The following is a 24,153-nucleotide window of genomic DNA, read 5'->3' on the forward strand; positions in this document are numbered from 1 at the left end:
CGTCATTCGCGATCCGGTGCGAGGAAGGTCGCTCGGTGCGGCGCTGCAAGCTCGCACCGAGCGGTCGCCGGCGCACCGGCTGGACAACCTCGCACGGTGCGCGGCGCGCTGACCCCGCACCGGCCGGGCAACCTCACACCGCGCGGCCGACCACGCACGGTGCTGGGCGCCGCCGGACGCCTCGCGCGGGGTCCCCGCCCGCTCCGCACCGTGCGTCGTTCGCGATCCGGTGCGAGGAAGGTCGCTCGGTGCAGCGCTGCATGCTCGCACCGAGCGGTTGCCGGCGCACCCGCCGAACAACCGCGCACGGTGCGCCGCCCGCTGACCTCGCACCGGCCGGGCAACCTCGCACCGTGCGGCCGACCACGCACGGTGCTGGGCGCCGCCGGGCGCCTCGAGCGGGGTCCCCGCCCGCCCCGCACCGTGCGTCGTTCGCGATCCGGTGCGAGGAAGGTCGCTCGGTGCGGCGCTGCATGCTTGCACCGAGCGGTTGCCGGCGCACCCGCCGGACAACCCCGCACGGTGCGTGATGCGCCGATCAGGTCTGGCAGCGCGGGCACCAGTACGTGTCGCGCAGCGTGAACTCCGAGTCGCCGAGCTCCCCGTGCCGGATCGGCGTCCCACACCGCAGGCACGGCTTCCCCGCTCGCCCGTACACCCAGAAGCGACGCCCGGGCCGGTCGACTCCGGTGGTCACGCGGGCGTTCCGGTCCCGGTTGGCGAGGATGAGTCGGCTCGCCAGGGCGATCACCCGCGCCGGGTCGTGCACCTCGCGCACCGGACGGGTCGGCAGCACGCCGCGCAGGAAGCACAGCTCGTTCCGGTACACGTTGCCGAGGCCGGCGAGCACCCGCTGGTCGAGCAGTGCCAGGCCGATCGGACGTTCCGGGTCGCGCTCGAGGTTCGCCAGGGCGAGGTCGGCGTCCCAGTCGGGACCGAGCAGATCGGGACCGAGGTACCCGACGACCTCGGACTCCTGGTCGCGGGGGACGACCTCGAGCACGCCGAGGGTGAAGCCGACCGTGGAGACGTCGGCGGCGCTGCCCGGTCCACCGCCGGTCGCGTCGAGGACCACTCTGGCCTGGTGCGCCGGGCGACGCCATCGGTCCCCGGGGGCGTAGACGTCCCACCGGCCCTCCATCTTGAGGTGCGAGTGGATGGTGAGGTCACCGATCCGGTGCAGCAGGTGCTTGCCACGGGGAACGACCTCGTCCACGGTGCGGCCGACGAGGTCGAGCGTCGCGAACGCCGGCACCCGGAAGTCGCTCCGGGTGAGGACCTTCCCCGCCAGGGCGGTGTGGAGCCGTCGCGCGGCCCGGAAGACGGTGTCGCCCTCAGGCACGGGCCACCCCCGTCGAGTCGTCAGACACGGAGACGCAACCCCTGCGGTGTGGCGGTGAACCCGGCCTCGCGGAGCGCCGAACCGAGCGGCGTCTCGAGGACGAAGTCCCCGTTCACCCGCTCGACCGAGAGCTTCCGCAGGCCGGTCCGCACGGTGGCCGCGATCGACGCCGCGGCCACGGCGAGGTCGGCCGGGTCGTCGGTGAAGGTCAGCACCGACTTGCCGCCACGCTCGACGTACACCGCGAGGTGCCCGTCGACCGTCGTGACGAGCGCGCCCGCCTTGCGCCCGGGCCGGTGGCCTCTTCCCGTGGTCTTCGCAGGAGCCGGGTCCGCGGCCGCACCGGAACGATCAGCGGTGCTGTCGGCGCTGCCCGCAGCGTCGTCGGGGCCGGCGGAGTCCGACGGCCACGGCAGCGACGCCCCGAACGGGTTCGCCGGGTCGGTCGCCGCGAGGGTCAACGCTTCGCGGGCGCGGTCTGGATCGGCGCGTTCGTCGTCGTCGAGGTCTCGCGCGTACGTGCGGAGCCGGTCGACGGTGGGCCCGGTCGCGAACTGTGCGGCCCCGAGCCCCTCGACGAAGTACCCGCGGCGGGCCCGGCCGGACTCCTCGAAGCGGGAGAGCACCCGGTACACGCCGGCGAAGCCACCGCGGACACCCTCGACCTGTACGGCGCCGCGGGTGACGACGCCGTACCGTTCGAGCAGCTGTTCGGCGGTCGCCGCGGCCCGGACGGTCGAGTCGGACTCGGCCAGGGGCAGCAGGGACCACCGGCCACCGACGGACGGCGGACCGGACTGCGTCGGCAACGTCGGCCGTCGACGCCCGCGGTACGCCCGGGCGCGGGGCGCGCTGGAGCTCTTCGCCTTCCCGCCGAGCATCGCCCGCAGCGGCGCGAAGGTGTCGTTCGTGATCTGTCCCGCCCACACGAGGTCCCACAGCGCGGTCGACAGGGCGGTGTCGTCGGTGCTCCCCACCGCCTGTCCGAGCTGCCGGAAGAAGTACGCCCCGCCTCCGGCCAGTGCTCCGAGCACGTCCCGTTGCAGTTCGGTCGTCTCGTCACCGGAGGGCTCGGCCAAGGTGGTCGCGGCGGTGTCGGCCAGGTGCAGGCGGACCCAGCCGTCGTTGCCGGGCAGGGTGCCACCACCCGACCAGAGGACCTCGCCCGTGGCGGTGAGCTCGTCGAGCATGCTCGGCGCGTAGTCGCTGACACGGACCGGCAGGACCAGGGTCTCCCACGCGCTGGCGGGCAGGGCCACCCCGGCGAGTTGATCGACGACCTGGAGCACCCCGTCGATGCCGCGCAGGCCGCTGCGGGCCCCGCCCGTCCGGACGTGCTGCCACGCGGGCAGGAACCGCGCGAGGGCGTCCGGCGCGACCGGCTCGACCTCGTGCCGGAGCGCCGCGAGCGACTTCGTGCGGATGCGGCGCAGCACCTCGGCGTCGCACCACTCCGCACCCTGCCGGTCGGGACGGAACTCGCCCTCGACCACACGGCGGTCGGCGACGAGCCGCCGCAGGGTGTCCTGCACCACGGCGATCCCGAGGCCGAGTCGTCCGGCTGCGTCCTGCGCCGAGAACGGCCCGTGCGAGCGGGAGTACCGACCGACCAGGTCACCGAGCGGATCCGCGACCGGTTCGACGAACGCCGTCGGCACGCCGATCGGCAGGGGCACCCCGAGGGCGTCGCGCAGGCGCGAGGCGTCCTCGATCACGGCCCACCGGGTCGCACCGGCGTGCGAGAACGAGAGCACACGGCGATCGCGTTCGAGCGCTGCGAGCGCGGTCTGCACCTCGGTCGCAGCGGCGGCGCGGTCGTCCGCTGCCGCCAGCCAGCTCCGGTCCACGATCTCGTCGAGGTCGAGTGCGCCGACGAGCCGCAGCACGTCGACGATCCCCTCGGTGTCGCGCGCCCGGCGATCCGGCGACAGGCGTTGCAGGTCGCGTTCGACCGAGGCGATGACGGCGGGGTCGAGGAGTTCCCGCAGCTCTGCCCGACCGAGCAGTTCGCCGAGCAGGGTCGAGTCGAGCGACAGCGCTGCGGCCCGACGTTCGGCCAGCGGCGAGTCGCCCTCGTACATGAACGCGGCCACGTACCCGAAGAGCAGCGAACGCGCGAACGGCGACGGGGTCTCCGTCTCGGTCTCGACCAACCGGATGCGCCGCCCCGCGATGTCGTCGGCGATCCCCAGCAGTGCGGGGACGTCGTACACGTCCTGCAGCACCTCGCGCACGGTCTCGAGCACGATCGGGAACGACGGGTACTTCTGGGCGACCTCGAGCAGCTGCGACGCCCGCTGCCGCTGCTGCCAGAGCGGCGACCGCTGCCCGGGGTTCCGTCGGGGCAGCAGGAGCGCCCGGGCGGCACATTCGCGGAACCGGGCGGCGAAGAGCGCCGATGCCCCGACCTCGTCGGTGACGAGCGCGTCGAGGTCGTCCCGCTCGAACACGAACAGGTCGGCACCGGGCGGCTCGGCGTCGGTCTCGGGGATGCGCACGACGATCCCGTCGTCGGCCGCCATCGCGTCGCCGTCGATCCCGTGGCGTTCCCGGAGCCGGGCGGCGACCGCCAGTGCCCACGGCGCGTGCACCTGCATGCCGTAGGGCGAGTGCAGGATGAGTCGCCAGTCGCCGAGCTCGTCGCGGAAGCGCTCCACGACGAGCGTGGTGTCGTTCGGCACGTGCCCGGTCGCAGCACGCTGGTCGCGCAGGAAGGTCAGCAGGTTCGTCACCGCGCGCTCGTCGAGTCCGCCGGCGGCGACCCGGGCGCGGGCGTCGTCGTCCGACGCTCCCTCGACCTCGCGCACGAAGGCCCCGGTGGCACGCCCGAGCTCGGCGGGGCGACCGATGCCGTCACCCTTCCAGAACGGCACGCGACCCGGCTGCCCGAAGGCCGGACTGACCAGCACCCGGTCGTGGGTGATCTCCTCGATGCGCCAGCTCGTCGCGCCGAGGGCGAAGACGTCGCCCACGCGGGACTCGTAGACCATCTCCTCGTCGAGCTCGCCGACGCGGGAGGCCTTCTCGCCCACCATGAAGACGCCGAACATGCCGCGGTCGGGGATCGTCCCGCCGCTGGTGACCGCGAGTCGCTGCGCGCCAGGTCGCCCGGTCAGGGTGCCGTGCACGCGGTCCCACACCAGGCGCGGGCGGAGCTCGGCGAACTCGTCGCTCGGGTAGCGGCCGGTGACGAGGTCGAGCGTGGCCTCGAACGCCGACCGGGGGAGTCCGCTGAACGGGGCGCTCCGCCGGACCAGCTCGAACCAGTGCTCGACGTCGACCGTGTCGATCGCACCCGCCGCCACCGTGTGCTGCGCCAGGACGTCGAGGGGGTTCGCCGGCACCGAGATCGACTCGATCTGCCCGGACACCATCCGCTCGACCGTCACGGCGCTGTTCACCAGGTCAGCCCGGTGCTTCGGGAACAGCACGCCGCGCGAGATCTCGCCGACCTGGTGCCCGGCGCGACCGACGCGCTGCAGGCCGCTGGCGACGGACGGCGGCGCCTCGACCTGCACGACGAGGTCGACCTCGCCCATGTCGATGCCGAGCTCGAGCGAACTCGTCGCGACGACGCAGCGCAGTCGACCGGACTTCAGGTCGTCCTCGATGATCGCGCGCTGGTCCTTCGAGACGGAACCGTGGTGGGCGCGGGCGAGCACGGGCACCGAGGCGTCGGACCCGCCGCCGCCGGTCTGCCCGGACGCGCCGATCACCTGCGCCGGGGGCCGCTTCGTCCCCTGCGGTGCGACCGCGTGCGCCGACGTCCGTGCCGGCGACTGGGGACGTCCACGCGCGACCGGCAGCCCGTCGTCGGCGGGGGAAGCACCTGCCGGCACGAGTGCACCGTCACCGACGGAGCCGGCCGCCGCCAGCACCCGTTCCTCGTGGATCTCGTTCAGCCGAGCCGTCAGCCGTTCGGCCAGACGTCGGGAGTTCGCGAAGACGATCGTCGACCGGTGTTCCTCGACGAGGTCGACCACCCGTTCCTCGACGTGGGGCCAGATCGAGCCGTTCGTCGGGGACTCCGTCGCGTCCGCTCCGACCGGCGGCGCACCGAGCTCGGTCATGTCGTCGACGGGGACGACCACGCGCAGGTCGAAGGTCTTCTGCGCCGGCGGCGCGATGATCGACACCGGGGCGCGTCCGCCGAGGAACCGCGCGACCTCTTCCGGTGGGCGCACCGTCGCCGAGAGCCCGATGCGCTGCACGGGCTTCTCGAGCAGGTCGTCGAGCCGCTCGAGTGACACCGCGAGGTGCGCGCCGCGCTTGGTGGACGCCACCGCGTGCACCTCGTCCACGATCACGGTGTCGACATTGACGAGGGTCTCGCGCGCCTGCGAGGTGAGCATCAGGTAGAGCGACTCGGGCGTGGTGATGAGGATGTCCGGCGGCTGCCGCAGCAGCCTCTGCCGGTCGGACGACGGGGTGTCACCGCTGCGGACCCCGACCGTGACGTCTGGTGGTTCGAGCCCGAGGCGCCGGGCGGTCTGGGTGATGCCGACGAGCGGGCTGCGCAGGTTCCGTTCGACGTCGACGCCCAGTGCCTTCAGCGGGGACACGTAGAGCACCCGGGTGCGCTGCTTCGCGGGTGGCCGGTCGGTCGAGCTGATGAGCCGGTCGATCGACCACAGGAACGAGGCCAGCGTCTTGCCGGAGCCCGTCGGGGCGATCACGAGCGCGTGCTGCCCGGTGGAGACGGCGTCCCACGCGCCGGCCTGTGCCGGGGTCGGTGCGGCGAAGGCGCCGCGGAACCACTCCGCGGTGGCGGGGGAGAAGCGCTCGAGCACGTCCGTCATGGTCCGTCCCATCCTGCCCGCCACCACCGACAGCGGCCCGAGCGGACGTACCCCTTGACACAGCGATAGTTACCGATCTATCGTTGACCCATCGCGATATGACGAAGACGATTCCGGTCAGACCGTTCGCGAGCCGACTCAGCACAACGGAAGGACGCATCATGCGACCCATGCACAACGACTTCGACAGCACCCAGCACCCGCGCGGCCCCCGCTTCGGCGGCGCGCGGCAGCACCACGGCGCCGGCTTCCCCGGCCGCGACCGCGGTGACCACGACCACGGCGGACGCGGTGGCTTCGGCCCCGGCTTCGGTCGCGGGTTCGGACCCGGCTTCGGCGGCCCGATGGCCGGCGGTCCCGGCTTCGGCCGCGAACGCCGTCGCCGCGGCGACGTCCGCCTCGCGATCCTCGGCCTGCTGGCCGAGGGCCCGCAGAACGGCTACGCCGTCATCAAGACCATCGCCGAACGCACCGGCGGCGCCTGGAAGCCGAGCCCCGGTTCGGTCTACCCGACGTTCCAGCAGCTCGTGGACGAGGACCTCGTCGTCTCCACGGGTGACGGTCGCAAGACGCTCTTCGAACTGACCGACGCGGGCAGGGCCGAGGCCGAGGCGAAGGCGGACGAGATCGCCGCGGCCTTCGACGCGCCGGGCCTCCCGGACGCGTCGCGCGAGTTCATCGAGGCGCTCCGGAAGACCATGGGCGTCCTGCACATGTACCGCACCAGCGCGACCGAGGAGCAGGCGAAGGCTGCCACGGCCAAGATCGACCAGCTCCGCAAGGACCTCCTGCAGATCCTCGCCGACTGACGTCGGAACCCCGGACGGGAGGCGCGGTGCCAGCTGGCACCGCGCCTCCCGTGCACATCGTGAGCAGCAATGGTCGAGTCCGCACGTCGGACCCGACCATTTCTGCTCACCAAGCGGGGCGATCGCGCCGAGCGCGCCGGGCGCGCCGAGCGCGCCGAGCGCGCCGAGCGCGCCGAGCGCGGCTACGCGCCGATGAACGCCGCCACGTCCGCCAGCTCCGCTGCCGACACCGCGTGCGGCAGCCCGGCGTAGGTGCGATCGGTCACGGCGGTGTGCGCCGCAGCCCACGCCTGCGTCCGGGCGGTGGCCTCGCCGGGGATCACCGGGTCGAGGTCGCCGTGCCCGAGGAACACCCGGGGCCGGACGGCGGCGACGGCCTCGTCGCGCGGGTCCGTCACGCCCGACTCGCCCGGCACGACGAACCCGGACAGCGACACGGCGAAGGCGAACGCAGCCGGCCGTGCACGCAGGAGCTGCAGCGCCATCGACCCACCCTGCGAGAACCCGAGCAGGCCGATCCGCGGGTGCTCGGCCGCCACCGAGTCGATCCAGGCGAGGACCTCGGCGGCGGACTCGTCGACGGGCCCCGGCGCGGGCGACCCCGGCGTGCCGAGGGGGTACCAGCTCCACCCCTGACCGAACGGCATCGGTGCGCGGAGCGATGCGACGGTCCACGACGGCGGCAGCGCCGGCGCGAGCCCGAGCAGGTCCCGCTCGTTCGACCCGACCCCGTGCAGGGCGACGAGCAGCGGCGTCCCCACGCGCTCGGAGGGGTCCCGGGTCCACTGCACGGCGTCGCGATCGATCATGCGCCCGACTGTAGTTGCCGCAGCGACGCGGCTCGATCCCCGCGCGTTCCGCCGAACTCGCCGCGACGACTGGTAGACACGGTGCATGGCCTCGCTGCGCACCCCCGACCCCGACTCCGGCTGGCTGTCCGACGAGGAGCTCGCGAACGTCCGCCGTCGACTGCCGATCTGCTACGTCGAGGCGGTCCCCGTCCGGACCGACGGCCTCGGCGTCGTCACCGAGGTGGGGGTGCTGCTGCGCGTCTCGCCGAGCGGCTCGATCGCCCGCACGCTCGTCTCCGGGCGGGTGATGTTCGGCGAGTCGATCCGGACCGCGCTGTTCCGGCACCTCGAGAAGGACCTCGGCCCGATGGCGTTCCCGCAGCTGCCGTCGAGCCCCACGCCGTTCACCGTCGCGGAGTACTTCCCGCTGCCGGGCGCCTCGGTCTACACCGACGAGCGGCAGCACGCGATCTCCCTCGCCTACGTCGTCCCCGTCACCGGGACGTGCGAGCCGCGTCAGGACGCGCTCGAGCTGACGTGGATGAGCCCCATGGAAGCGGCCTCCGACGCCGTCGCCGACGAGATGGAGGGCGGTCGCGGAGCGCTTCTCCGCGCCGGTCTCGCATCGGTCGGCGCGCTCCTGTAGCGCGCGCCGCCGCCCCACACACGACGAAGCCCCCGGATCCGAATCGGACCCGGGGGCTTCGCAGCGCGGTACTGGACCGGCTTACTTGTTGTCGTTCTTGAGGCTGTCGGCCACGCCTGAAGCGGCGTCCTTGACGTCCGTACCGGCCTGCTTGGTGTCGGCCTTGACCTGATCGGTCTTGCCCTCCGCCTTGAGGTGGTCGTTGTCCGTCACGTTCCCGACGGCTTCCTTGGCCTTGCCAGCTGCCTTCGCAGCGGCGTTCTTGACGTCTTCGATCCCAGCCATAGGCTCTCCTTCCGACAGCGGACAAATCCCCGTCAGTCGCTCGCGCGGCATCCGGTGCAGGAGAACCTACGCCGCCTGCGATGCTGGCTCGCAGGGAGCGTCAAGGTTCGGATCAGCGCGCGGAACCGGCGGGTCGCGGTCGGGTCAGCGCTGTGCGCGGCGCGAGCCGTCAGCGCGCGGAACCGGCGGGTCGGGAGGCGCGGCGCGAGCCACCACGACGGTTGCCGCCCGACTCGGTGCCGGTCCCACGACCGGCGGCGTAGCCGCCCTCGGACGACCACACCGGAGCGGACCCGCCACGGACGGTGTCGCTCGACGCACGGCGGCTGCCGCCGCTGCGGCGCCCACCGGACGCGGCACCGGAGCGCTGCCCACCGGCGGAGCCGGTCGACGCGCCGGCACCGGCCTCGGCGGGGCGACCGCCGCGACGCCCTGCACCGGACGACCCGGAAGCCGAGCCGGTGCGCGCGGGCTGCGCCGCGCCTCCCGTGCGACCGCCGCGACCACGGCGACGACCGCCGCCAGCGGTGTCGGACTCGGCGGTGCGCTGCTTCGGCTGACGCTGCTGCTGCTGGGGCTGCTCGGGTGCGACGTGGCGGACCGGGGCGACCTCGCCGACGAGCGTGGTGACCGCCGGGGAGTTCGCGGTGACCTGCTGCGGCGTGACCTTGATCGCGGCCGCGCGCATCATCTGCGCGACGTCGCGACGCTCGGCGGGCATCGTCACGGTGACGACGTCGCCGGAGGAACCGGCACGGGCGGTGCGGCCCGAACGGTGCAGGTACGCCTTGTGCTCGGTCGGCGGGTCGACGTGCACGACGAGCTCGACGTGGTCGACGTGCACGCCGCGGGCGGCGACGTCGGTGGCGACGAGCACGAGGGCCTCGCCGGAGGAGAACTTGGCGAGGTTCCGCTCACGGGCGCCCTGCGACAGGTTGCCCTGCAGGTCGACGGCCGGGATGCCCTGGCTGCTGAGCTGCTTGGCGAGGCGCTTCGCGTGGTGCTTCGTGCGCATGAAGAGGATGCGACGACCGGTGCCGCTCGCGAGCGTCCGGACCAGGTCCTTCTTCGCGTCGGCGTCGGCGACCTCGAAGAGGTGGTGGGTCATCGCCTCGACGGGGCTGTTCGCCTCGTCGACCGAGTGCATGACCGGGTTGTGCAGGAACTTCTTGACGAGCTTGTCCACGCCGTTGTCGAGCGTGGCGGAGAACAGCAGGCGCTGCCCCTGCTCGGGCGTGGCCTGCATGATCTTGGTCACGCCGGGGAGGAAGCCCATGTCGGCCATGTGGTCGGCCTCGTCGAGGACGGTCACCTCGATGTCGCCGAGGTTGACGTGGCCCTGCTGCATGAGGTCGGCGAGACGGCCGGGGCACGCCACGACGACGTCCACGCCGCCGCGCAGGGCGTCGACCTGACGACCCTGTCCGACGCCGCCGAAGACGGTCGTGGTGTTCAGGCCCATGGCCTTGGCGAGCGGGGAGAGGGCGACGTCGATCTGGGTCGCGAGCTCGCGGGTGGGGGCGAGCACCAGGGCACGGGGCCGACCGGCGCGGCGCTTGCGGCCACTGGCGGCGAGGCGCGCGACGAGCGGGATCGCGAACGCGATCGTCTTGCCGGAGCCGGTGCGGCCGCGGCCGAGGACGTCCTTGCCCTGCAGGGAGTCGGGGAGCGTGTCCTCCTGGATGGGGAACGCGGTCTCCTTGCCCTGGTCGGCGAGGACGGCGACCATCGGCGCGGGGACGCCGAGGTCGGAGAAACGGATGTCTTCGTTGGTCATGGTGACCTTTCGAGCCGGATGAGACCGGCTGTGGGCGCGCTTGCGAGGCAGCACGCGGGCGGGATGCGCGCCAACAGAGGTGGCTGGCGCAGTCGCCGCAGCAGAGAAGCCTGGCACCTTCACAGAGGTGATCGATCATCGGTCCGTGGACCGGGAGTTCGGGGGCGTCCGTACGACGCACGAGGCGATCGGCGCCTCGAGTACGTCCAGCATAGCGTGCTCCGCCCCGATCCCCCCAGACCCGGCCGTGCACCGGCCCGTGCGAGGATGCAGCGGTGCGCACACGATCCGTCCTGCTGACCACCGCGATGACCCTGGTGGCGGTCCTCGGCACGGCGGGCTGTGCCGCGGCCGCTCCGTCAGGCGGGAGCGCTGCGTCGTACACGAACCTGCCGACGTCGGGGCGTCCGGACTACCAGCTCGGGGGGTCGTACACGCCGCCGTCCGGCGTGACGATCGTCGAGCGGGACAGCACCGACCGGCCCGCTGCCGGCACGTACTCGATCTGCTACGTGAACGGCTTCCAGACCCAGCCCGAGGCCGCGAGCACGTGGAAGCGGTCGTACCCGTCGGCGATCCTCCGCGACCGCGCGGGCAAGCCGGTCTCCGACCCGGGGTGGCCGGACGAGATGCTGCTCGACACCCGGACCGCTGCGAAGCGGGCACTCATCACGAATGTGCTCGCGAAGACCGTCGCCCGGTGCGCCGATCGCGGGTTCGACGCCGTCGAGTTCGACAACCTCGACTCGTGGACCCGGTCGCACGGCGCATTGACCCGGGCGGGCAACCTCGCGCTCGCGGCCGCGCTCGTCCGCCTCGGACACGGTGCGGGTCTCGCGGTCGGGCAGAAGAACACCCCGCAGCTCGGGGTCGCCGGTCGGAAGAGCACCGGGTTCGACTTCGTGGTCGCCGAGGAGTGCTTCGTCTACGACGAGTGCGGCGCGTACACGAAGGTGTACGGCGGGCGGGTCATCGACATCGAGTACACCGACAACAGCGAGCGGCCGTGGTCGTCGGTGTGTGCGTCCTCCAAGCGACCGGCGATGACGATCCTGCGCGACCGGGACCTCGTGACGCCGTCGAGCGACGACTACGTGTACGAGCATTGCTGACGGGACCCCGGGGCGCGGGTTCTTCCCAGAACGGCCGCGATGGAAGGTCGAACCGGGCGTACCTGGCCCGAACTTCCGACCGGGTACGCCCGGAAGCGCCGGGTACGCCCGGAAGCGCCGGGTACGCCCGGAAGCGCCAGGTACGCCCGAAAGCACCACGAACGCCCGCGTCAGCCGGGCCAGGCGTCCCGGAGCGCTGCCGCAGCCTGATCGGCCGACAGCCCGGCTGCCCGGGCGGCCGCGGCGAGGGCACGGGCGGCGTCCGTCACCGCTGACGGGACCTCTGCGGGGCGGATGACCCGGGTGCCGGCGCCCCGGGCGGTCTGCACGAGTCCGGCCTCCTCGAGGAGCTGGTAGGCGCGTGCCACGGTGCCGGCGGCGAGGCCGAGCTCGTCCGCGAGTCCCCGGACGCTGGGCAGCCGCTCACCGTCCACGAGGTACCCGGCGCTGATCTGCGCGGCGATCTGGGACCTGACCTGCTCGAACGGCGGGATGCGCCCACCGGCGTCGATCGCGACGAGACCCGACATGTGCTCCACCCTAGAAGTCGTACTGCTCGCCGACGGGGATCGGGACCGCGACGGTGTTGCCGGGCGGCGCGAGCGGGCACGCCCACGCCGGGTCGTACGCGCACGACGGGTTGTAGGCGAAGTTGAAGTCGAGGACGAGCTCGCCGTCGTCGCCCCCGAGGTCCGCGCCCTTGATCGTGTCGAGCAGGTAGCGGCCACCGCCGTAGGTCCCGCGGGCCTTGCCAGCACTGGCGTCCTTCACCGGGACGAACACACCGCCCGCGTAGCCGCCGTGCGACCAGACGTCGAGCGAGCCGATGCCGGCGAGGGTCACGACCCCGAGCCGGTCGAAGTGCACGATGCCGTCGGTGCCCGTCTCGACGTCCATGGCGAGGGCCTCGGCGGGCTCGATGCGGGCCCGGAACCGCCACGACGGGTCGTAGTCCGGGACGGGCAGGGACTCGAAGTCGCGGGCGTCCTCGTCGAGGAGCGGACTCGCCGGGTGCTCGCCGAACATCGCGTCGCGGGTCTCGCGCCACATCGCGTGGGCGGTCTCGGGATCGCTGGTCGCCCGTACTCGTCGGTACAGGTCGAAGGTCATCCGCCGCCAGTCCACGGTGGCGAGCGTGCTGTGCACGCGGTCGTCGGTTGCCGGCTCATGCGTCTGGCTCACGGTGCGAGCGTACGCCCCTCGGGCCGTGCCGGGAGGAACGGCGCGGGCCCGGCGGTCAGGCCGCGGCTCGTCGAGCGCGTCGCCACCCGGGCGCGAGGGCGCGCATCCGCAGCGCGCGCCACTGCCAGATCACCCACATCCCCGGCCACAGCAGGACGCCGAGCGCCGCGGGGCGCATCCGGTAGGACAGCCGGTCGACGAGCTCGGTCCGTCCGTCCCCGAGGTCGACGGTCGCCATCCGGTGCTGCATGGTCATCCGTCCGAACAGCCCGCTCGTGCCGCCGCCGTTGTCGCGTTGCACGGGCACGCCGCGCACCTCGTACAGGTCGAGGTCGACGTGCGTGTCGCCGCTCGGGAACACCCCGAAAGCGCTCGCCGTGATCGGGTGCGGGGTGCCGGGGACCCACCGCACCGGGAACCCCTCGGGGTCGCGCGAGCGGTAGACCAGGAACGGCTTCGTCACCGCCACCATGACCGACGGGGAGAGCAGGGCGTCGCGCACGGCCTCGGCCGGTGCGTCGAGGGTGATCCGGAGGCCCACGTGCATGCCGCGAACGCTACTCGTCGACGGTGGGCACCCGGTGGGGTGCTGCGCGGGTCGGGTCAGGCGTGCCGTGCCGCGCGCCGACGGGCCCCTTCGGCACGGTCGTGCCGGCGGAGCCGTTCGGCGAGCGAGAGCCGGACGGTCGGCCACTCCGACGCGATGACCGAGAACACCACGGTGTCGCGCAGGGTGCCGTCACGACCGATCGAGTGGTTGCGGAGCACGCCGTCCTGCTTCGCACCGAGTGCCGCGATGGCCGTGCGGGACTGGAGGTTGTGCCAGTGCGTGCGGAACTCGACCGCGATGCACTGCCAGACGTCGAAGGCGTGCGAGAGCATGAGCAGCTTCGCCTCGGTGTTGATGCCGGACCGCTGGGTGGACCGGGACAGGAATGTCGCGCCGATCTCCACCCGACGGTTGCCGGTGTCGGGGTTGAGGAACGTCGTCGACCCCACCACCCGGCCGGTCGGGCGGTCGCGGACGGCGAACGGCACCATCCGTCCGGCGGCGTGCTCGGACAGGCGCCGCTCGATCTCGTCGTCGACCTGCGCCGGAGCGGGGATCGACGTGTACCAGGTGCGCCACAGGTCACCGTCCGCGACCGCCGCCCGCAGGTCGTCCGCGTGCTCCGGCCCGAGGGGTTCGAGCGTCACGCGGTCGCCGGTCAGGGTGGGTGCGGGGGCGATCTCCATGGCAACAGATCCTACGGTCGACGACCGTGACGAACCTCGGGCGGCGGGGCACCTGTGGAAAGGATCAGGGACCGCGGGCGGCTATCGTGTCGCGGGTGGCAGCACGCACGCAGGAGAAGTACCAGGTCCGCTTCGCATGGGGCACCGGCGGGGCGGCGCGGATCGCCCACGGGACGCACCTGCTCGTCTGGGTCGACGTCCTCCCGGCGTCCGCCGGGCACGACGGCCCCGGTCGTCGACGCGCGCTCGCCGCGCAGCTGCCGGAGGGTCCGGAGGTCGTGCGCGGCCACCTCGGCAACGCGACGGCCGTCGCGGAACGCGTGACGCGCCTCCAGGCCGACCGTGGCGACCGCTGCGTCGTCGCGATCGTCGCCGCCGGACGCCACCACGCACCGGCGGACGACGCCGCACAGGCGGCGGGCGAAGCGGCCGACGTGCCGGACGCGCCGGACTTCGCGGTCGAGGACCTGCTCGCGGCCGGGGCCGTCGTCGACGCGCTCGCCGAGGTCGGGATCGACCACACCTCACCCGAGGCGGCGGCCGCGTGTGCCGCGTACACGGGGCTGCGGCGTGCGGTGAAGCACCTCGTGAGCGCCTCCGAGTCGGCCGCGGCGCTGGCCCCGGCTGCCGTGCACGATGCCCTCGCGGTCGACGGCGGGCTGGAGACCCTGCGGGAATCGAGTTCCCGCGCGTAGCGTTCCCACTCGACATCCGGTACCTCGCCGGACCGCAGAGCGAAGGAGCACGCCGTGAAGGCAGTCGTCGGAGACACCGTGATCGCCGAGGCCCCCAAGGATGACCTCATCCAGATCGAGGGCAACTGGTACTTCCCGCCGTCGAGCGTCAAGTCCGAGCTCTTCACCGAGAGCCCCACGCAGTACCACTGCCCGTGGAAGGGCGACACGCAGTACTACACGGTGAACGTGGACGGGCAGGCGCTGCAGGACAACGCATGGTCGTACCCGACGCCGATCCCGTCGTCGTTCGACCGCGTCGGCAAGGACTACTCGGGCTACGTGGCGTTCTGGAAGGGCGTCAAGGTCGTCGACTGATCCGCGCCGACCCGGTCAGCCCGCCAGCGTGAGCGCGACGAGCGCCACGTTGAGCGCGACGATCACCAGCGCGATGACGCCCGCCACGACGCGGGTGGTCATCGCGTTGACGTCTGCACCCATCACGCTCCGACGCGAGGTGTAGACCACCAGCGGCACGATCGCGAACGCGATCCCGAAGCTCAGCACGACCTGGCTCACCACGAGCAGCATCGTCGCGTCGACGTTCACGGCGAGCAGCACGATCGCCGGCACCAGCGTCACGAGCCGCCGCACCACGAGCGGGATCCGCACGTGCAGCAGGCCCTTCATGATCTCGGCGCCGGCCATGCACCCCACCGAGGTCGAGGCGAGGCCCGACGCGAGCAGGCCCACCGCGAACAGCACGCCCACGACCGGGCCGACGTTCGACACGATCGCGGCCTGTGCTCCCGGGATCGTGTCCGTCCCCTCGACCCCGGGCAGCGTCGCCGCCGCGAGGACGAGCATGCAGACGTTCACCCCGCCGGCCACGAGGAGCGCGAGCCCCACGTCCCACCGCGTCGCGACGAGCACCCGACGACGCTCCGGACCGGCGGGGACGTCACCGTGCCGGTCACGGGCCAGCGCCGAGTGCAGGTACACCGCGTGCGGCATGACCGTCGCGCCGAGCATCGAGGCGGCGAGCATCACGGACTCGGACCCCTCGAACCGCGGGACGAGCCCGGCCACCAGCTCCGCCGGAGAGACCTGCGCGAACAGCAGCCCGGCGCAGAAGCCCACCGTGAGGATCGCGAGCATCGCCGTCACAACAGCCTCGAACGTGCGGGTCCCGCGGTGGCTCTGCAGCGTGAGGATCGCCATCGAGACCACGCCCGTGATCAGCCCACCGGCCACGAGGGGCAGGCCGAACAGCAGGTGCAGTGCGAGCGCGCCGCCGATGACCTCGGCGATGTCGGTCGCCGCGGCCACGACCTCGGCCTGCGCCCAGAACAACAGCCGGGGGGTGCGCCGCATCCGCAGGCCCAGGTGTTCCGGCAGGGACTTGCCCGTGACCACGCCGAGCTTGGCGGACAGGTACTGGACCACGACCGCGCTCGCGTTCGCGGCGACGAGCACCCAGAGCAGCAGGTAGCCGTACTTCGCCCCCGCGGTGAGGTTCGCGGCGACGTTGCCGGGGTCGACGTAGGCGATGGCGGCGACGAACGCGGGGCCGAGGAGCGTCAGGCCGGCGGCGCGTTTCCGGGGCGTCGTCGCCTCGGCAGGGCGGGTCGCGGTGTCGGTCATGGGGACCAGTGTGCCAGAGGATTCGGCGTGCCGAATCCTTGTTTTCGAGGCGCGCACGAATCGGTGCGCATCGGCGCGGACCGGCGCGGAGCGGCGCCGAGCAGACCGGGAGGCGCGGGTCTCGTCAGACCGCCGCGCGCCGCGCCCGGTGCGCCCGCACCTTCGCCCGGTTCCCGCACCGCTGCATCGAGCACCACCGTCGGGTGCCGCCGCGGGACGAGTCGTAGAACACCAGCGCGCAGTCGTCGGCCGAGCACCGGCTCAACCGCGTCGGCTGTCCGTCCGCGGCGACGTCGTCGAAGCCGACCTCGGTGAACAGCGCCACCGCGTCACGTGCGACGCTCGACAGCGCCTGGGCCAGTCGCACCCGGTTCGCTCCGGCGCGACGCCGCCCGCCCGGGAGGCTCGGCGGCACGTCGGGCAACGCCGCGAACAGGTTGACCGTGTCGATGTCGTCGGGCGCCGGTCGGGTGCGGCCGGTCCCGGCTCGGAGTCCCGCGGCCACCGCCGTGCGCTCCGCCGCGGTCGACGCGGGACCCGGAGCGGCTGCGACGGCCAGCCGGGCGATCGCCGCGCGGAGGGCACGGGCGTCCTGCAGCTCGCGGGCCGTCGCCCCGACGTCGATGGGCTCGGTGTGGTCGCTCAGCCACTCGTCGAGGTCGGCCGGGGTCACCAGCAGCTCGCCGAGCTGCGCGCGCGGGCGACGGTCGTCCGGGTCGTCCGCGAAACCGCCGGTGTGCGCGAAGTCGAGGGCGATCCGTCCAGCGTCGAAGAACCAGGTGGAACCGGTGTCCGTGCGGATGTGCTGCCCCGTGTGCATCCGCCCAGGCTAACGGGTTACCGGCGCGCCTCCGCCAGCGATCGGCATCATGCGGTAGCCCGGCGCTCCTCGGGGGCGCGGCGGTTCCACGAGATCACGTTGCGGGCGTCGAAGCGTCGGGAGCACCTCGCGCACGCCAGCTGTCGCGTCGGGGTGCGGTAGCGGAAGTGCTCGTGGCCGGCGGGACAGGTGCCGATCCACGGCGCGAGTTCGCTCGCCACGGGACCGTCGTAGAGGCGTGATCCCGTGTACCCGATGCCCTTCGCGGTGCGGCGCCAGGCCGGCCCGTGTCCGGCGCGGGCCCCGGCCAGTGCGTGCGCGATCTCGTGCAGGAGCACCTGGTCGACGTCGTCGTCGGAGAACCGCACGGCCAGGTGCCGGCTCACCGTGATGCGCCGGCGGGCGAAGTCGCACTGCCCCGCCCGGGTCTTCGCGTGGTCGAAGCCGAACGACCAGCTGCCCGTTCCGAGGTGCGCGGTCATCAGCCGCTCCGCGCGGGACCGGACGGCCTCGAGCGTCGTCACCGGTCGTCGTCGGGTTCGTCGCGTCCGGCCTGGCCCTTCTGCGCCGCTCGTGCGGCGATGCGGCCCCAGAGTTCGTCGGCCTCGGTCCGGGCGGCGTCGGGCGCGCCGAGCACACGTCGTCGGACCGGCGGGGTCTGCTGCGCCGGTTCCGGGGCGCGGGGTGCCACCGGCTCGTCCTCCTCCGCGCGGCGAGCGGCGACGTCGCGGGCGGTACGGGGCTTGTCCTCGACGCGCGGCTGCGCGACCGAGGCCCGGAGCGCCGCCTCGACCGCCGTGCGCAGCGCCTCGGTGCGCTCCGACGGGGCACCGGCCTGACGGAAGGCCTGGTACGCCCGGGACAGCGCGGCACGGGCCTCGTCGAACCGGGAGAGCTCGAACAGCGACCAGCCCTCGAGCTCGGCCGCCGCGCCCTCGAGCTCCGGCCACTCCTCGGTCCGTGCGGTGTCCCGCGCCATGGCGGACTCGGCCGCAGCGCGCTCGTACCGACCGAGGTCGTGGAGCACGTGGGCGCGACGGATCCGCGCGGACACCTTGTCGGAGCGCTCGCCGGTGAACATCGTCAACCGGAAGACCTCTTCCGCGATGACGAGGGACTCGTCGAGCCGACCGAGCAGGCGGAGGAGTTCGGCGCGTTCGGCCAGGGCGTCGGTGCTGCGGCTCTGCCCGAGGTCGCGCAGCCGCTGCTGCACGGCGTCGGCGTCGACCGCGGGGCGCAGGCTGATCGGAGCGAAGGTGCTGCCGGGGCTGACGCCGGCCGTCACGGGCGCCGCATGACGCGGTTCCCGGGCGCGGTCGGTGCGGTCGGGCTGCTGGCGGTCGTCGGGCGGGAGGGACATCGGTTCGAGGGTAGCCGCGCTGTCCCGAGAGCGAGCGGTGCCACGCGCACGGGGGGCACGGACGTGTCCTCGGTCGAACGGCGACGGCCCGCCGTGCGGGTGCACGACGGGCCGTTCCGGGACCACGCTCGGATCAGGGCGCGACGCCCGAGTTCGCGACCGAGACGGCGGCGACCGCTCCGTAGGTGACGAAGAAGGCGATGGGACCGAGCACGGCGAGGATGAGCCCGAAGACGCCCCACGCGCGACCGCGCTTGGTGACGATCGCGATGATGCCCTGCACGATCGCCCAGATGCCGAGGACCGAACCGATCACCGCGATCACGCCGCTGATCAGGATCGTCGGGGAGCTCGTGACGTCGTCGAACGCCTGCGGGTCCGTCGTCGACCCGCCGTTCTGGATCATGTCCTCGAACGCCCGGCTGTCGACGATCGCGGAGCCGAAGAAGTACCCGCCGACGATCCCGAGGGCGAGGGCGATCAGCCCGAGCAGGAACGCCACGACACCGACGGTCTTCTTCTTGGCCTTCGGCTCCTCGTAGCCCTGCCACGACGGGGCACCGGCGCTCGCCGGAGCCGCCGCGTACGGCTGCTGGCCGTACTGATCGTGCCCGTGCTGGGGCTGGCCGTACTGCGTCGACCCGTACTGCGGGGTGTCGCCGTGGCGTGGCTCGCCCTGCTGGTCGTGGTCGCCCCATCGCGGAGCGTCGGCCTGCGGTGCCTGCTCGCCGTACCGCGGTGCCTGCTCGCCGTACTGCGGTGTCGAGGCGGGCGCGGGATCGACGCGCTCGCCGTAGCGGGGCGCGTCGTGCGCGGGCTGCTGCGGCGCTCCGCCCCAGCTCGGCGCCTGGCCGTCGCCCGTCCGGTCCTCGTTGCTCCGGTCGTCGTTCGTCATCAGGGTTCCCCTTGCTCGGTCGCGCACCTGCGCGGTCGTTCAGACCCATCCTGGCAGGGACACCCTCCGCGTGTGCGGGACCGGCCCGATCGCGCCCGGAGCGCCCAGGGCCGAGCACCCAGCGCCCAGGGCCGAGCACCCAGCGCCCAGCGCCCAGCGCCGCCAGTGCGCCCGCTGCGGGGGCCGACCCGGCTCAGCCGCCGAACACGCTCCGGTTCGGCTCCGGCGACGCCACCGCGGTCTGGTCGGTGACGATCGGCGCCCCGGCGACGAACGCGCGCAGCTCGGCCCCGTGCACGACCTTCGCCGGCATCGGGTCCGACGAGTACCGCCGCGGCATGTCCGCCACGGGCAGGTCCGTCGGCGACCCGAGGAGCACGATGTTCCCGAACCGCCGCCCCTTGAGCATCCCGGTGTCCGCGACGGCGGCGACCGACGGCAGCACCGCCTGCAGGGTCGCGGCCTGCCCGCGGGCGAACGCCAGCCCGGCACCGTCCGCCACGTTCACGGCGACGATGCCGGTGGGCGACAGGAAGGCCGCGACCTCGCGGTAGAACTCGATGCTCGTCACGTGCGCGGGGATCTGCGAGCCGCCGAACACGTCGACGACGGCGAGGTCCACCGTGCCGCGCAGCCCGGCGGGGAGCTTGCCGAGCACCTCGCGGGCGTCGCCGTACCGCACCCGGATCGAGGCCCCACGGGGGAAGGGGAGCGCGTCCCGGACGTGGTCGACGAGGTCCCGCTCGAGCTCGATGACCTGCTGCCGGGACCCCGGCCGCGTCACCGCGACGTAGCGGGGGAGCGTCAGGGCACCGGCGCCGAGGTGCAGGGCCGTGACCGGGCCGTCCGGCAGCAGGTCGATCGCGTGCCCGATCCGCCGGATGTACTCGAACGCCAGGTGCGTCGGGTCCTCGAGGTCGACGTGGGACTGCGGCGTCCCGTCGACCACGAGCGTGAAGGACCCCGGCCGGTGCCGGTCCGGCTCGACCACCGCGTACCCCGCACCGATCCGGAACCCGTCGAACGCATCAGCCATGGCACCAATCGAACACCACCTGGATCCCCACCCGGGTCCCCACCCCTGGTTGGTGGGCGGGCGGCCGCTCGCGAACGAGGCTGGTCCCACCGGTCGGGAACGGCCCGCCGGACCCCACCGGAAGGACGATCATGTCGGTCCAGCTCCTCGCGAACATCCTCATCGGGATCGCCCTGGTCGCGTTCCTCGGCTACCGCCAGGCGACCTGGCAGTACCTCGACCCGACCCGTATCTGGCGCACACCGCTGGTCATGGCCGTCGTCGGCGTCGTCGTCCTCACCCGGACCCGATCGACGATCACGACCACCGACGTCGTGTTCCTCGCGATCGAGGCGCTCGTCACCATCGGCGTCGGCCTCACCATGGGCAGCATCACCCGCTTCCGCACGGCCGGCACCCCGGACCGCAAGGGCCGCACGATCCAGTCCCGCACGGGTGCGCTCGGAGCCGTGCTGTGGATCGTGCTCATCGCGGTGCGCATCGGGCTCGACGTGCTCGGTGGCCACCTCGGTGCCCACCTCCTCACCTCGACCGGGACGATCCTGCTCGTCCTCGCCCTGAACCGCGCCGCCCGCGCCCTCGTCATCGACGGGCGGATCCCCCGCGGCGACCGCCGACCGAGCGGCATGATGGTCCGGTGACCCTGCTGACCGGCAAGGACGAGACCGACCTCCCCGGAGGCCGGTCCCGTTCCGGTGCCGCCTGGGGGCTGAACGGCCTCGGCATCGCGATCGTCGCGTTCTGGTTCGTCCGGAACGGCGTCCTGCTGCACCACCCGGCGTGGGTGTGGGTCCTCGGTGCCGTCGCGCTCGCCGCATGGGCCCTCCGCGAGTTCGGTCGGACGCCCCGGGTCCTCCTCGTCGCCGGCGTGGTCATGATCGCCGCGGGGTCGGTCGTCGTGGTGCCGACGGACTCGCTCATGATCGTCCCCGTGATCGTCGGGATCGTGCTCATCGGCGCGAACCTCCGCGTCCCGGTCTGGACGAGCGCCGTGGCCGCGCTCGCCGCGATCGTCGTCATCGCCGTCTCCGCGTCGATCGCGCACGCCTCGGTCCAGTTCGTCCTCGGGACGAGCGGTGGCCTGCTCCTCGGGGTCCTCATCGGCTTCAGCCGCCGACAGTTCCGGATCGCGGCGGACCGGGCACGGGCTGCCGAACGGGAGCAGCAGCGCGCCGAGCTCCTCGCCGACCGGTCCCGCGCGGCCCGCGACATCCACGACGTGCTGGCGCACTCGCTCGGCGGCCTGGTGCTCCAGCTCGACGCGGTGGAGGCCCTGCTCGAGGCCGGCCGGGTCGACGACGCCACCCGGCGCGCGGCCGAGGCGCGGGCGCTCGCCGCGGACGGACTGGCCGAGGCGCGACGCGCGGTCCACGCCCTCCGCGACGATGCCGGGACGGATGCGGGGACGGACGCCGTGACGGACGTACCGTCCCCTGCCGAGCCGAGCCGCGCCTCCCGTCCGGCGACCGGGGACGGACCCGACCTGGACGCGCTCGTCGCGGCTCACCGCTCGTTCGGCGGCGAGATCGTGACGCAGGGGGACACCCGGCTCACGGCCCTCGACGCGGCGCACCGCGCCGCGGTGGTCCAGGTGGTCCGGGAGGCGCTCAGCAACGCGCGCAGGCACGCACCCGGCCGTCCCGTGTCCCTGTCCGTCATCCGGGACGGCGACGCCGTGGACGTCGTGGTCGCGAACCCGCTGTCCAGCGGCGGGCACGGGCTGCTCGGGATGCGGGAGCGCTTCGCCGAGCTCGGCAGCGGTGCCGCGGTCGAGGCGGACCGGTCGGACGACGAGTTCGTCGTGGCGATGCACCTGCCCGTCGACCGGCTCGCCGCCCGAGGGGACCGGTCGTGACCATCCGCGTGCTCGTCGTCGACGACCAGGCCATCGTGCGCGACGGCCTGGTGACGGTGCTCTCGCTCGTGGACGACCTCGAGGTGGTCGGCCAGGCGTCCGACGGGGCCGAGGCGCTCGACCAGGTGGCGCGGCACGCGCCGGACGTCGTGCTCATGGACCTGCGGATGCCCAACGTCGACGGTCCCGCCGCGACGGCGCGCATCACCGCGGAGCACCCGGGGGTCGCGGTGCTGGTCCTCACGACCTTCGCCGACGACGCCTCGATCCTGACCGCGCTGCAGGCCGGTGCGCGCGGGTACCTGACGAAGGACGCCGGTCGCGCGGAGATCGCGACCGCGATCCGCGCGGTGGCCTCGGGGCAGTCGACCTTCGACGCCGCCGTGGGTGCGCGGCTCGTGGCGCAGCTCGCGGGCGGCGGCTCGCTCGCGGCGGCGCCGGGTCCGGGGCCGGCGTCGTCGCCGGACGCCGGGCTCCGTGACCGGTTCCCGGAGCTCACCCCGCGCGAGGCCGACGTCCTCGAGCGCATCGCCGAGGGCCGGTCGAACCCGCAGATCGCCGCCGAGCTGTTCCTCACCGTGCCGACCGTGAAGTCCTACGTGAACCAGGTCTTCACGAAGCTCGGCGTCCGCACCCGCGCGGAGGCCGTGGCCCGCGTCCTGCGCTGACCCGGGTCTGCGTTCCCGGCTCGTCCGCAGCCCGCCCCGGCGCCTCCCGAGGCCTGCGAGTGGATGCGTGCACATGGACGACCAGCGGACGCCAAGGGTCGTCGCCTACCGTTCACGGGGTCGTCACCTCGGTGCGTCGAACCGTGCAGTGCCCCACACCCCACGGTTCCGCACCCCGCTCGTGACCGCGGCGTGACCGTCGGGCAACCCCACTGCCCGTGGTGTGCGCGCCGTCGGCGTGCGCCGGGCTCCCCGCTCTCCTGCGCGCCGCCCGTGGCCTGCCCGCCGTCGCGCGACCACCGATCACACAGCGTGCGTCATGGAGTCCATGGGCACGCACGGACCCGACCCCGCGAGGAGCCGACCCCATGACCGACACCGTGAGCGTCCCCACGTCCCGGCTGACCACGACCCACCGACCCACGCCGACGACCCGCGCCCTGCGGCCGTCCGCCCACGCCGAGCGCGAGCACGCGCCGACCTGGATGCGTGCGGTGGGGGCGGTCCTGCTGGTCGGCGGACTCGGGCTGACCGCGGCGGTGCTCGGCTGGCCGGGGGACGCGCCGGAGGCGTCGCTCCTGGTGCCGGCGCTCGTCGGGATCGCGGCCGGCTTCCTCCTGCTGGTCGCACGCTCGGGCTACGACGTCACGGACACCCACGTCGTCCTGCACTTCCGGCCGCTCCCGGCCCGTCGGATCCCGCGCGACCGGATCGCCGACGTGCGACTCGTCGAGGCGGACGCGTCGACGTACGGCGGCATCGGCCTCCGGATCGGCCGCGGCGTCCGCGCGCTCATCCTCACGCCGGGCCTCGGGATCGAGTTCACCGACGACCGTGGACGCGTGACGTTCGTGCGGACCCGGCAGCCCGAGCGAGCCTTCCGCGCGCTCCGCTGACGGGCGCTCGGGCGGGAATGCCGAGGTCGTCCAACGGCTTATACACGGCACTGCCGAATTCGGTCAAGCCAGGACTGGACATCCGCGACGAGGCCGACCTATGATGGCAGTTCGCGCTCCCTGGCATCCGTGTCGTCATATTGCGGTCGACGCAGCGTTCTTCCAGAACGTGCCCTGGTGGTGCCGGTCCCGTATATGTCGGCGGGTCCCGTCCACCCAGATCATCGCACACGTGCACAGCTCACCGGCCGTCGCGTGATCGCGTGTCTTCGAGGGGTGCGCCGAAGCGTCAATCCACTCACCTACGTGCTGCTCGTCAGTACCGG

Annotated in this window: 24 protein-coding genes; 9 read left to right on the forward strand and 15 right to left on the reverse strand. The window is 73.4% G+C overall.

Features of this window, described 5'->3' with window-relative positions; translation table 11 throughout:
* Positions 1-538 precede the first annotated feature (538 nt).
* Together ACQXVK_RS05350 and ACQXVK_RS05355 are read right to left on the reverse strand one after the other, a co-directional pair.
* A complete protein-coding gene (locus tag ACQXVK_RS05350; RefSeq protein ID WP_402266609.1) occupies positions 539-1,342 on the reverse strand; it encodes an Fpg/Nei family DNA glycosylase in 804 nt (267 codons plus the stop codon).
* A gap of 20 nt (positions 1,343-1,362) precedes the next feature.
* The gene (locus tag ACQXVK_RS05355) at positions 1,363-6,141 is read right to left on the reverse strand and encodes an Lhr family ATP-dependent helicase (RefSeq protein ID WP_430852960.1); all 4,779 of its coding nucleotides are present in this window, start codon (positions 6,139-6,141) and stop codon (positions 1,363-1,365) included.
* Positions 6,142-6,311: 170 nt separating this feature from the next.
* Between ACQXVK_RS05355 and ACQXVK_RS05360 the strand changes: the two genes are divergently transcribed.
* Entirely contained in the window at positions 6,312-6,950 is a 639-nt protein-coding gene (locus ACQXVK_RS05360; RefSeq protein WP_402266615.1) for a PadR family transcriptional regulator, read from the forward strand.
* Between the two features lie 182 nt (positions 6,951-7,132).
* Here the strand turns inward: ACQXVK_RS05360 and ACQXVK_RS05365 are convergent, their stop codons facing one another.
* Positions 7,133-7,759 carry an alpha/beta hydrolase gene (locus ACQXVK_RS05365; RefSeq protein ID WP_430852961.1) on the reverse strand — a complete coding sequence of 209 codons (627 nt, stop codon included), beginning with the start codon at positions 7,757-7,759 and terminating at the stop codon, positions 7,133-7,135.
* An 85-nt stretch (positions 7,760-7,844) separates the two neighbouring features.
* Between ACQXVK_RS05365 and ACQXVK_RS05370 the strand changes: the two genes are divergently transcribed.
* Complete coding sequence (locus ACQXVK_RS05370; protein WP_022906920.1) at positions 7,845-8,387, forward strand: NUDIX hydrolase family protein; 543 nt, start codon at positions 7,845-7,847, stop codon at positions 8,385-8,387.
* A gap of 81 nt (positions 8,388-8,468) precedes the next feature.
* Here the strand turns inward: ACQXVK_RS05370 and ACQXVK_RS05375 are convergent, their stop codons facing one another.
* On the reverse strand, positions 8,469-8,672 hold the full coding sequence (locus ACQXVK_RS05375) for a CsbD family protein (RefSeq protein ID WP_022906919.1): 204 nt from the start codon (positions 8,670-8,672) through the stop codon (positions 8,469-8,471).
* A gap of 169 nt (positions 8,673-8,841) precedes the next feature.
* Positions 8,842-10,449 carry a DEAD/DEAH box helicase gene (locus tag ACQXVK_RS05380; protein ID WP_430852962.1) on the reverse strand — a complete coding sequence of 536 codons (1,608 nt, stop codon included), beginning with the start codon at positions 10,447-10,449 and terminating at the stop codon, positions 8,842-8,844.
* A 275-nt stretch (positions 10,450-10,724) separates the two neighbouring features.
* Here ACQXVK_RS05380 and ACQXVK_RS05385 point away from each other — a divergent pair, with 275 nt between their 5' ends.
* Positions 10,725-11,561 (forward strand): endo alpha-1,4 polygalactosaminidase, encoded by an 837-nt coding sequence (locus tag ACQXVK_RS05385; RefSeq protein ID WP_430852963.1) that lies wholly within the window; start codon positions 10,725-10,727, stop codon positions 11,559-11,561.
* Positions 11,562-11,731: 170 nt separating this feature from the next.
* Here ACQXVK_RS05385 and ACQXVK_RS05390 read toward each other — a convergent pair whose 3' ends face one another.
* The 4 genes from ACQXVK_RS05390 to ACQXVK_RS05405 form a co-directional block, all read right to left on the reverse strand.
* Positions 11,732-12,091 carry a GntR family transcriptional regulator gene (locus ACQXVK_RS05390; protein WP_430852964.1) on the reverse strand — a complete coding sequence of 120 codons (360 nt, stop codon included), beginning with the start codon at positions 12,089-12,091 and terminating at the stop codon, positions 11,732-11,734.
* Between the two features lie 10 nt (positions 12,092-12,101).
* Entirely contained in the window at positions 12,102-12,671 is a 570-nt protein-coding gene (locus tag ACQXVK_RS05395) for a DUF1684 domain-containing protein (protein ID WP_042723762.1), read from the reverse strand.
* 127 nt (positions 12,672-12,798) lie between these two features.
* The gene (locus ACQXVK_RS05400; protein WP_022906915.1) at positions 12,799-13,290 is read right to left on the reverse strand and encodes a hypothetical protein; all 492 of its coding nucleotides are present in this window, start codon (positions 13,288-13,290) and stop codon (positions 12,799-12,801) included.
* 56 nt (positions 13,291-13,346) lie between these two features.
* Positions 13,347-13,979 carry a GNAT family N-acetyltransferase gene (locus ACQXVK_RS05405; RefSeq protein ID WP_022906914.1) on the reverse strand — a complete coding sequence of 211 codons (633 nt, stop codon included), beginning with the start codon at positions 13,977-13,979 and terminating at the stop codon, positions 13,347-13,349.
* A gap of 95 nt (positions 13,980-14,074) precedes the next feature.
* On the opposite strand from ACQXVK_RS05405, the gene ACQXVK_RS05410 reads away from it, so the two are divergent.
* Entirely contained in the window at positions 14,075-14,674 is a 600-nt protein-coding gene (locus ACQXVK_RS05410) for a 2-phosphosulfolactate phosphatase (protein WP_430852965.1), read from the forward strand.
* Positions 14,675-14,728: 54 nt separating this feature from the next.
* Positions 14,729-15,031, forward strand: coding sequence for a DUF427 domain-containing protein (locus tag ACQXVK_RS05415; RefSeq protein ID WP_430852966.1), 303 nt, complete (start codon positions 14,729-14,731; stop codon positions 15,029-15,031).
* Between the two features lie 15 nt (positions 15,032-15,046).
* Here ACQXVK_RS05415 and ACQXVK_RS05420 read toward each other — a convergent pair whose 3' ends face one another.
* From ACQXVK_RS05420 to ACQXVK_RS05445, 6 genes are all read right to left on the reverse strand, one after another.
* A complete protein-coding gene (locus ACQXVK_RS05420) occupies positions 15,047-16,297 on the reverse strand; it encodes an Nramp family divalent metal transporter (RefSeq protein WP_022906912.1) in 1,251 nt (416 codons plus the stop codon).
* Between the two features lie 124 nt (positions 16,298-16,421).
* Entirely contained in the window at positions 16,422-17,117 is a 696-nt protein-coding gene (locus ACQXVK_RS05425; protein ID WP_022906911.1) for a CGNR zinc finger domain-containing protein, read from the reverse strand.
* A gap of 47 nt (positions 17,118-17,164) precedes the next feature.
* Positions 17,165-17,641 carry a SprT-like domain-containing protein gene (locus ACQXVK_RS05430; protein WP_430852967.1) on the reverse strand — a complete coding sequence of 159 codons (477 nt, stop codon included), beginning with the start codon at positions 17,639-17,641 and terminating at the stop codon, positions 17,165-17,167.
* Entirely contained in the window at positions 17,638-18,477 is an 840-nt protein-coding gene (locus ACQXVK_RS05435) for a hypothetical protein (RefSeq protein WP_022906909.1), read from the reverse strand. The genes ACQXVK_RS05430 and ACQXVK_RS05435 overlap by 4 nt, the downstream gene beginning before the upstream one ends.
* A gap of 133 nt (positions 18,478-18,610) precedes the next feature.
* Entirely contained in the window at positions 18,611-19,372 is a 762-nt protein-coding gene (locus ACQXVK_RS05440) for a DUF4064 domain-containing protein (protein WP_022906908.1), read from the reverse strand.
* 193 nt (positions 19,373-19,565) lie between these two features.
* Positions 19,566-20,408, reverse strand: a complete 843-nt coding sequence (locus tag ACQXVK_RS05445) for a spermidine synthase (RefSeq protein ID WP_430852968.1) — start codon at positions 20,406-20,408, stop codon at positions 19,566-19,568.
* Positions 20,409-20,539: 131 nt separating this feature from the next.
* Here ACQXVK_RS05445 and ACQXVK_RS05450 point away from each other — a divergent pair, with 131 nt between their 5' ends.
* The 4 genes from ACQXVK_RS05450 (at position 20,540) to ACQXVK_RS05465 (ending at position 23,827) form a co-directional block, all read left to right on the forward strand.
* Complete coding sequence (locus tag ACQXVK_RS05450) at positions 20,540-21,049, forward strand: hypothetical protein (protein WP_430852969.1); 510 nt, start codon at positions 20,540-20,542, stop codon at positions 21,047-21,049.
* Complete coding sequence (locus ACQXVK_RS05455) at positions 21,046-22,263, forward strand: sensor histidine kinase (RefSeq protein WP_430852970.1); 1,218 nt, start codon at positions 21,046-21,048, stop codon at positions 22,261-22,263. The genes ACQXVK_RS05450 and ACQXVK_RS05455 overlap by 4 nt, the downstream gene beginning before the upstream one ends.
* On the forward strand, positions 22,260-22,931 hold the full coding sequence (locus ACQXVK_RS05460) for a response regulator transcription factor (protein WP_430852971.1): 672 nt from the start codon (positions 22,260-22,262) through the stop codon (positions 22,929-22,931). The genes ACQXVK_RS05455 and ACQXVK_RS05460 overlap by 4 nt, the downstream gene beginning before the upstream one ends.
* Before the next feature lie 368 nt (positions 22,932-23,299).
* Positions 23,300-23,827 (forward strand): hypothetical protein, encoded by a 528-nt coding sequence (locus tag ACQXVK_RS05465; RefSeq protein WP_430852972.1) that lies wholly within the window; start codon positions 23,300-23,302, stop codon positions 23,825-23,827.
* The last annotated feature ends 326 nt before the right edge of the window (positions 23,828-24,153 follow it).

It is taken from the genome of Curtobacterium sp. AB451 (assembly GCF_050585845.1).
Lineage (GTDB): Bacteria > Actinomycetota > Actinomycetes > Actinomycetales > Microbacteriaceae > Curtobacterium.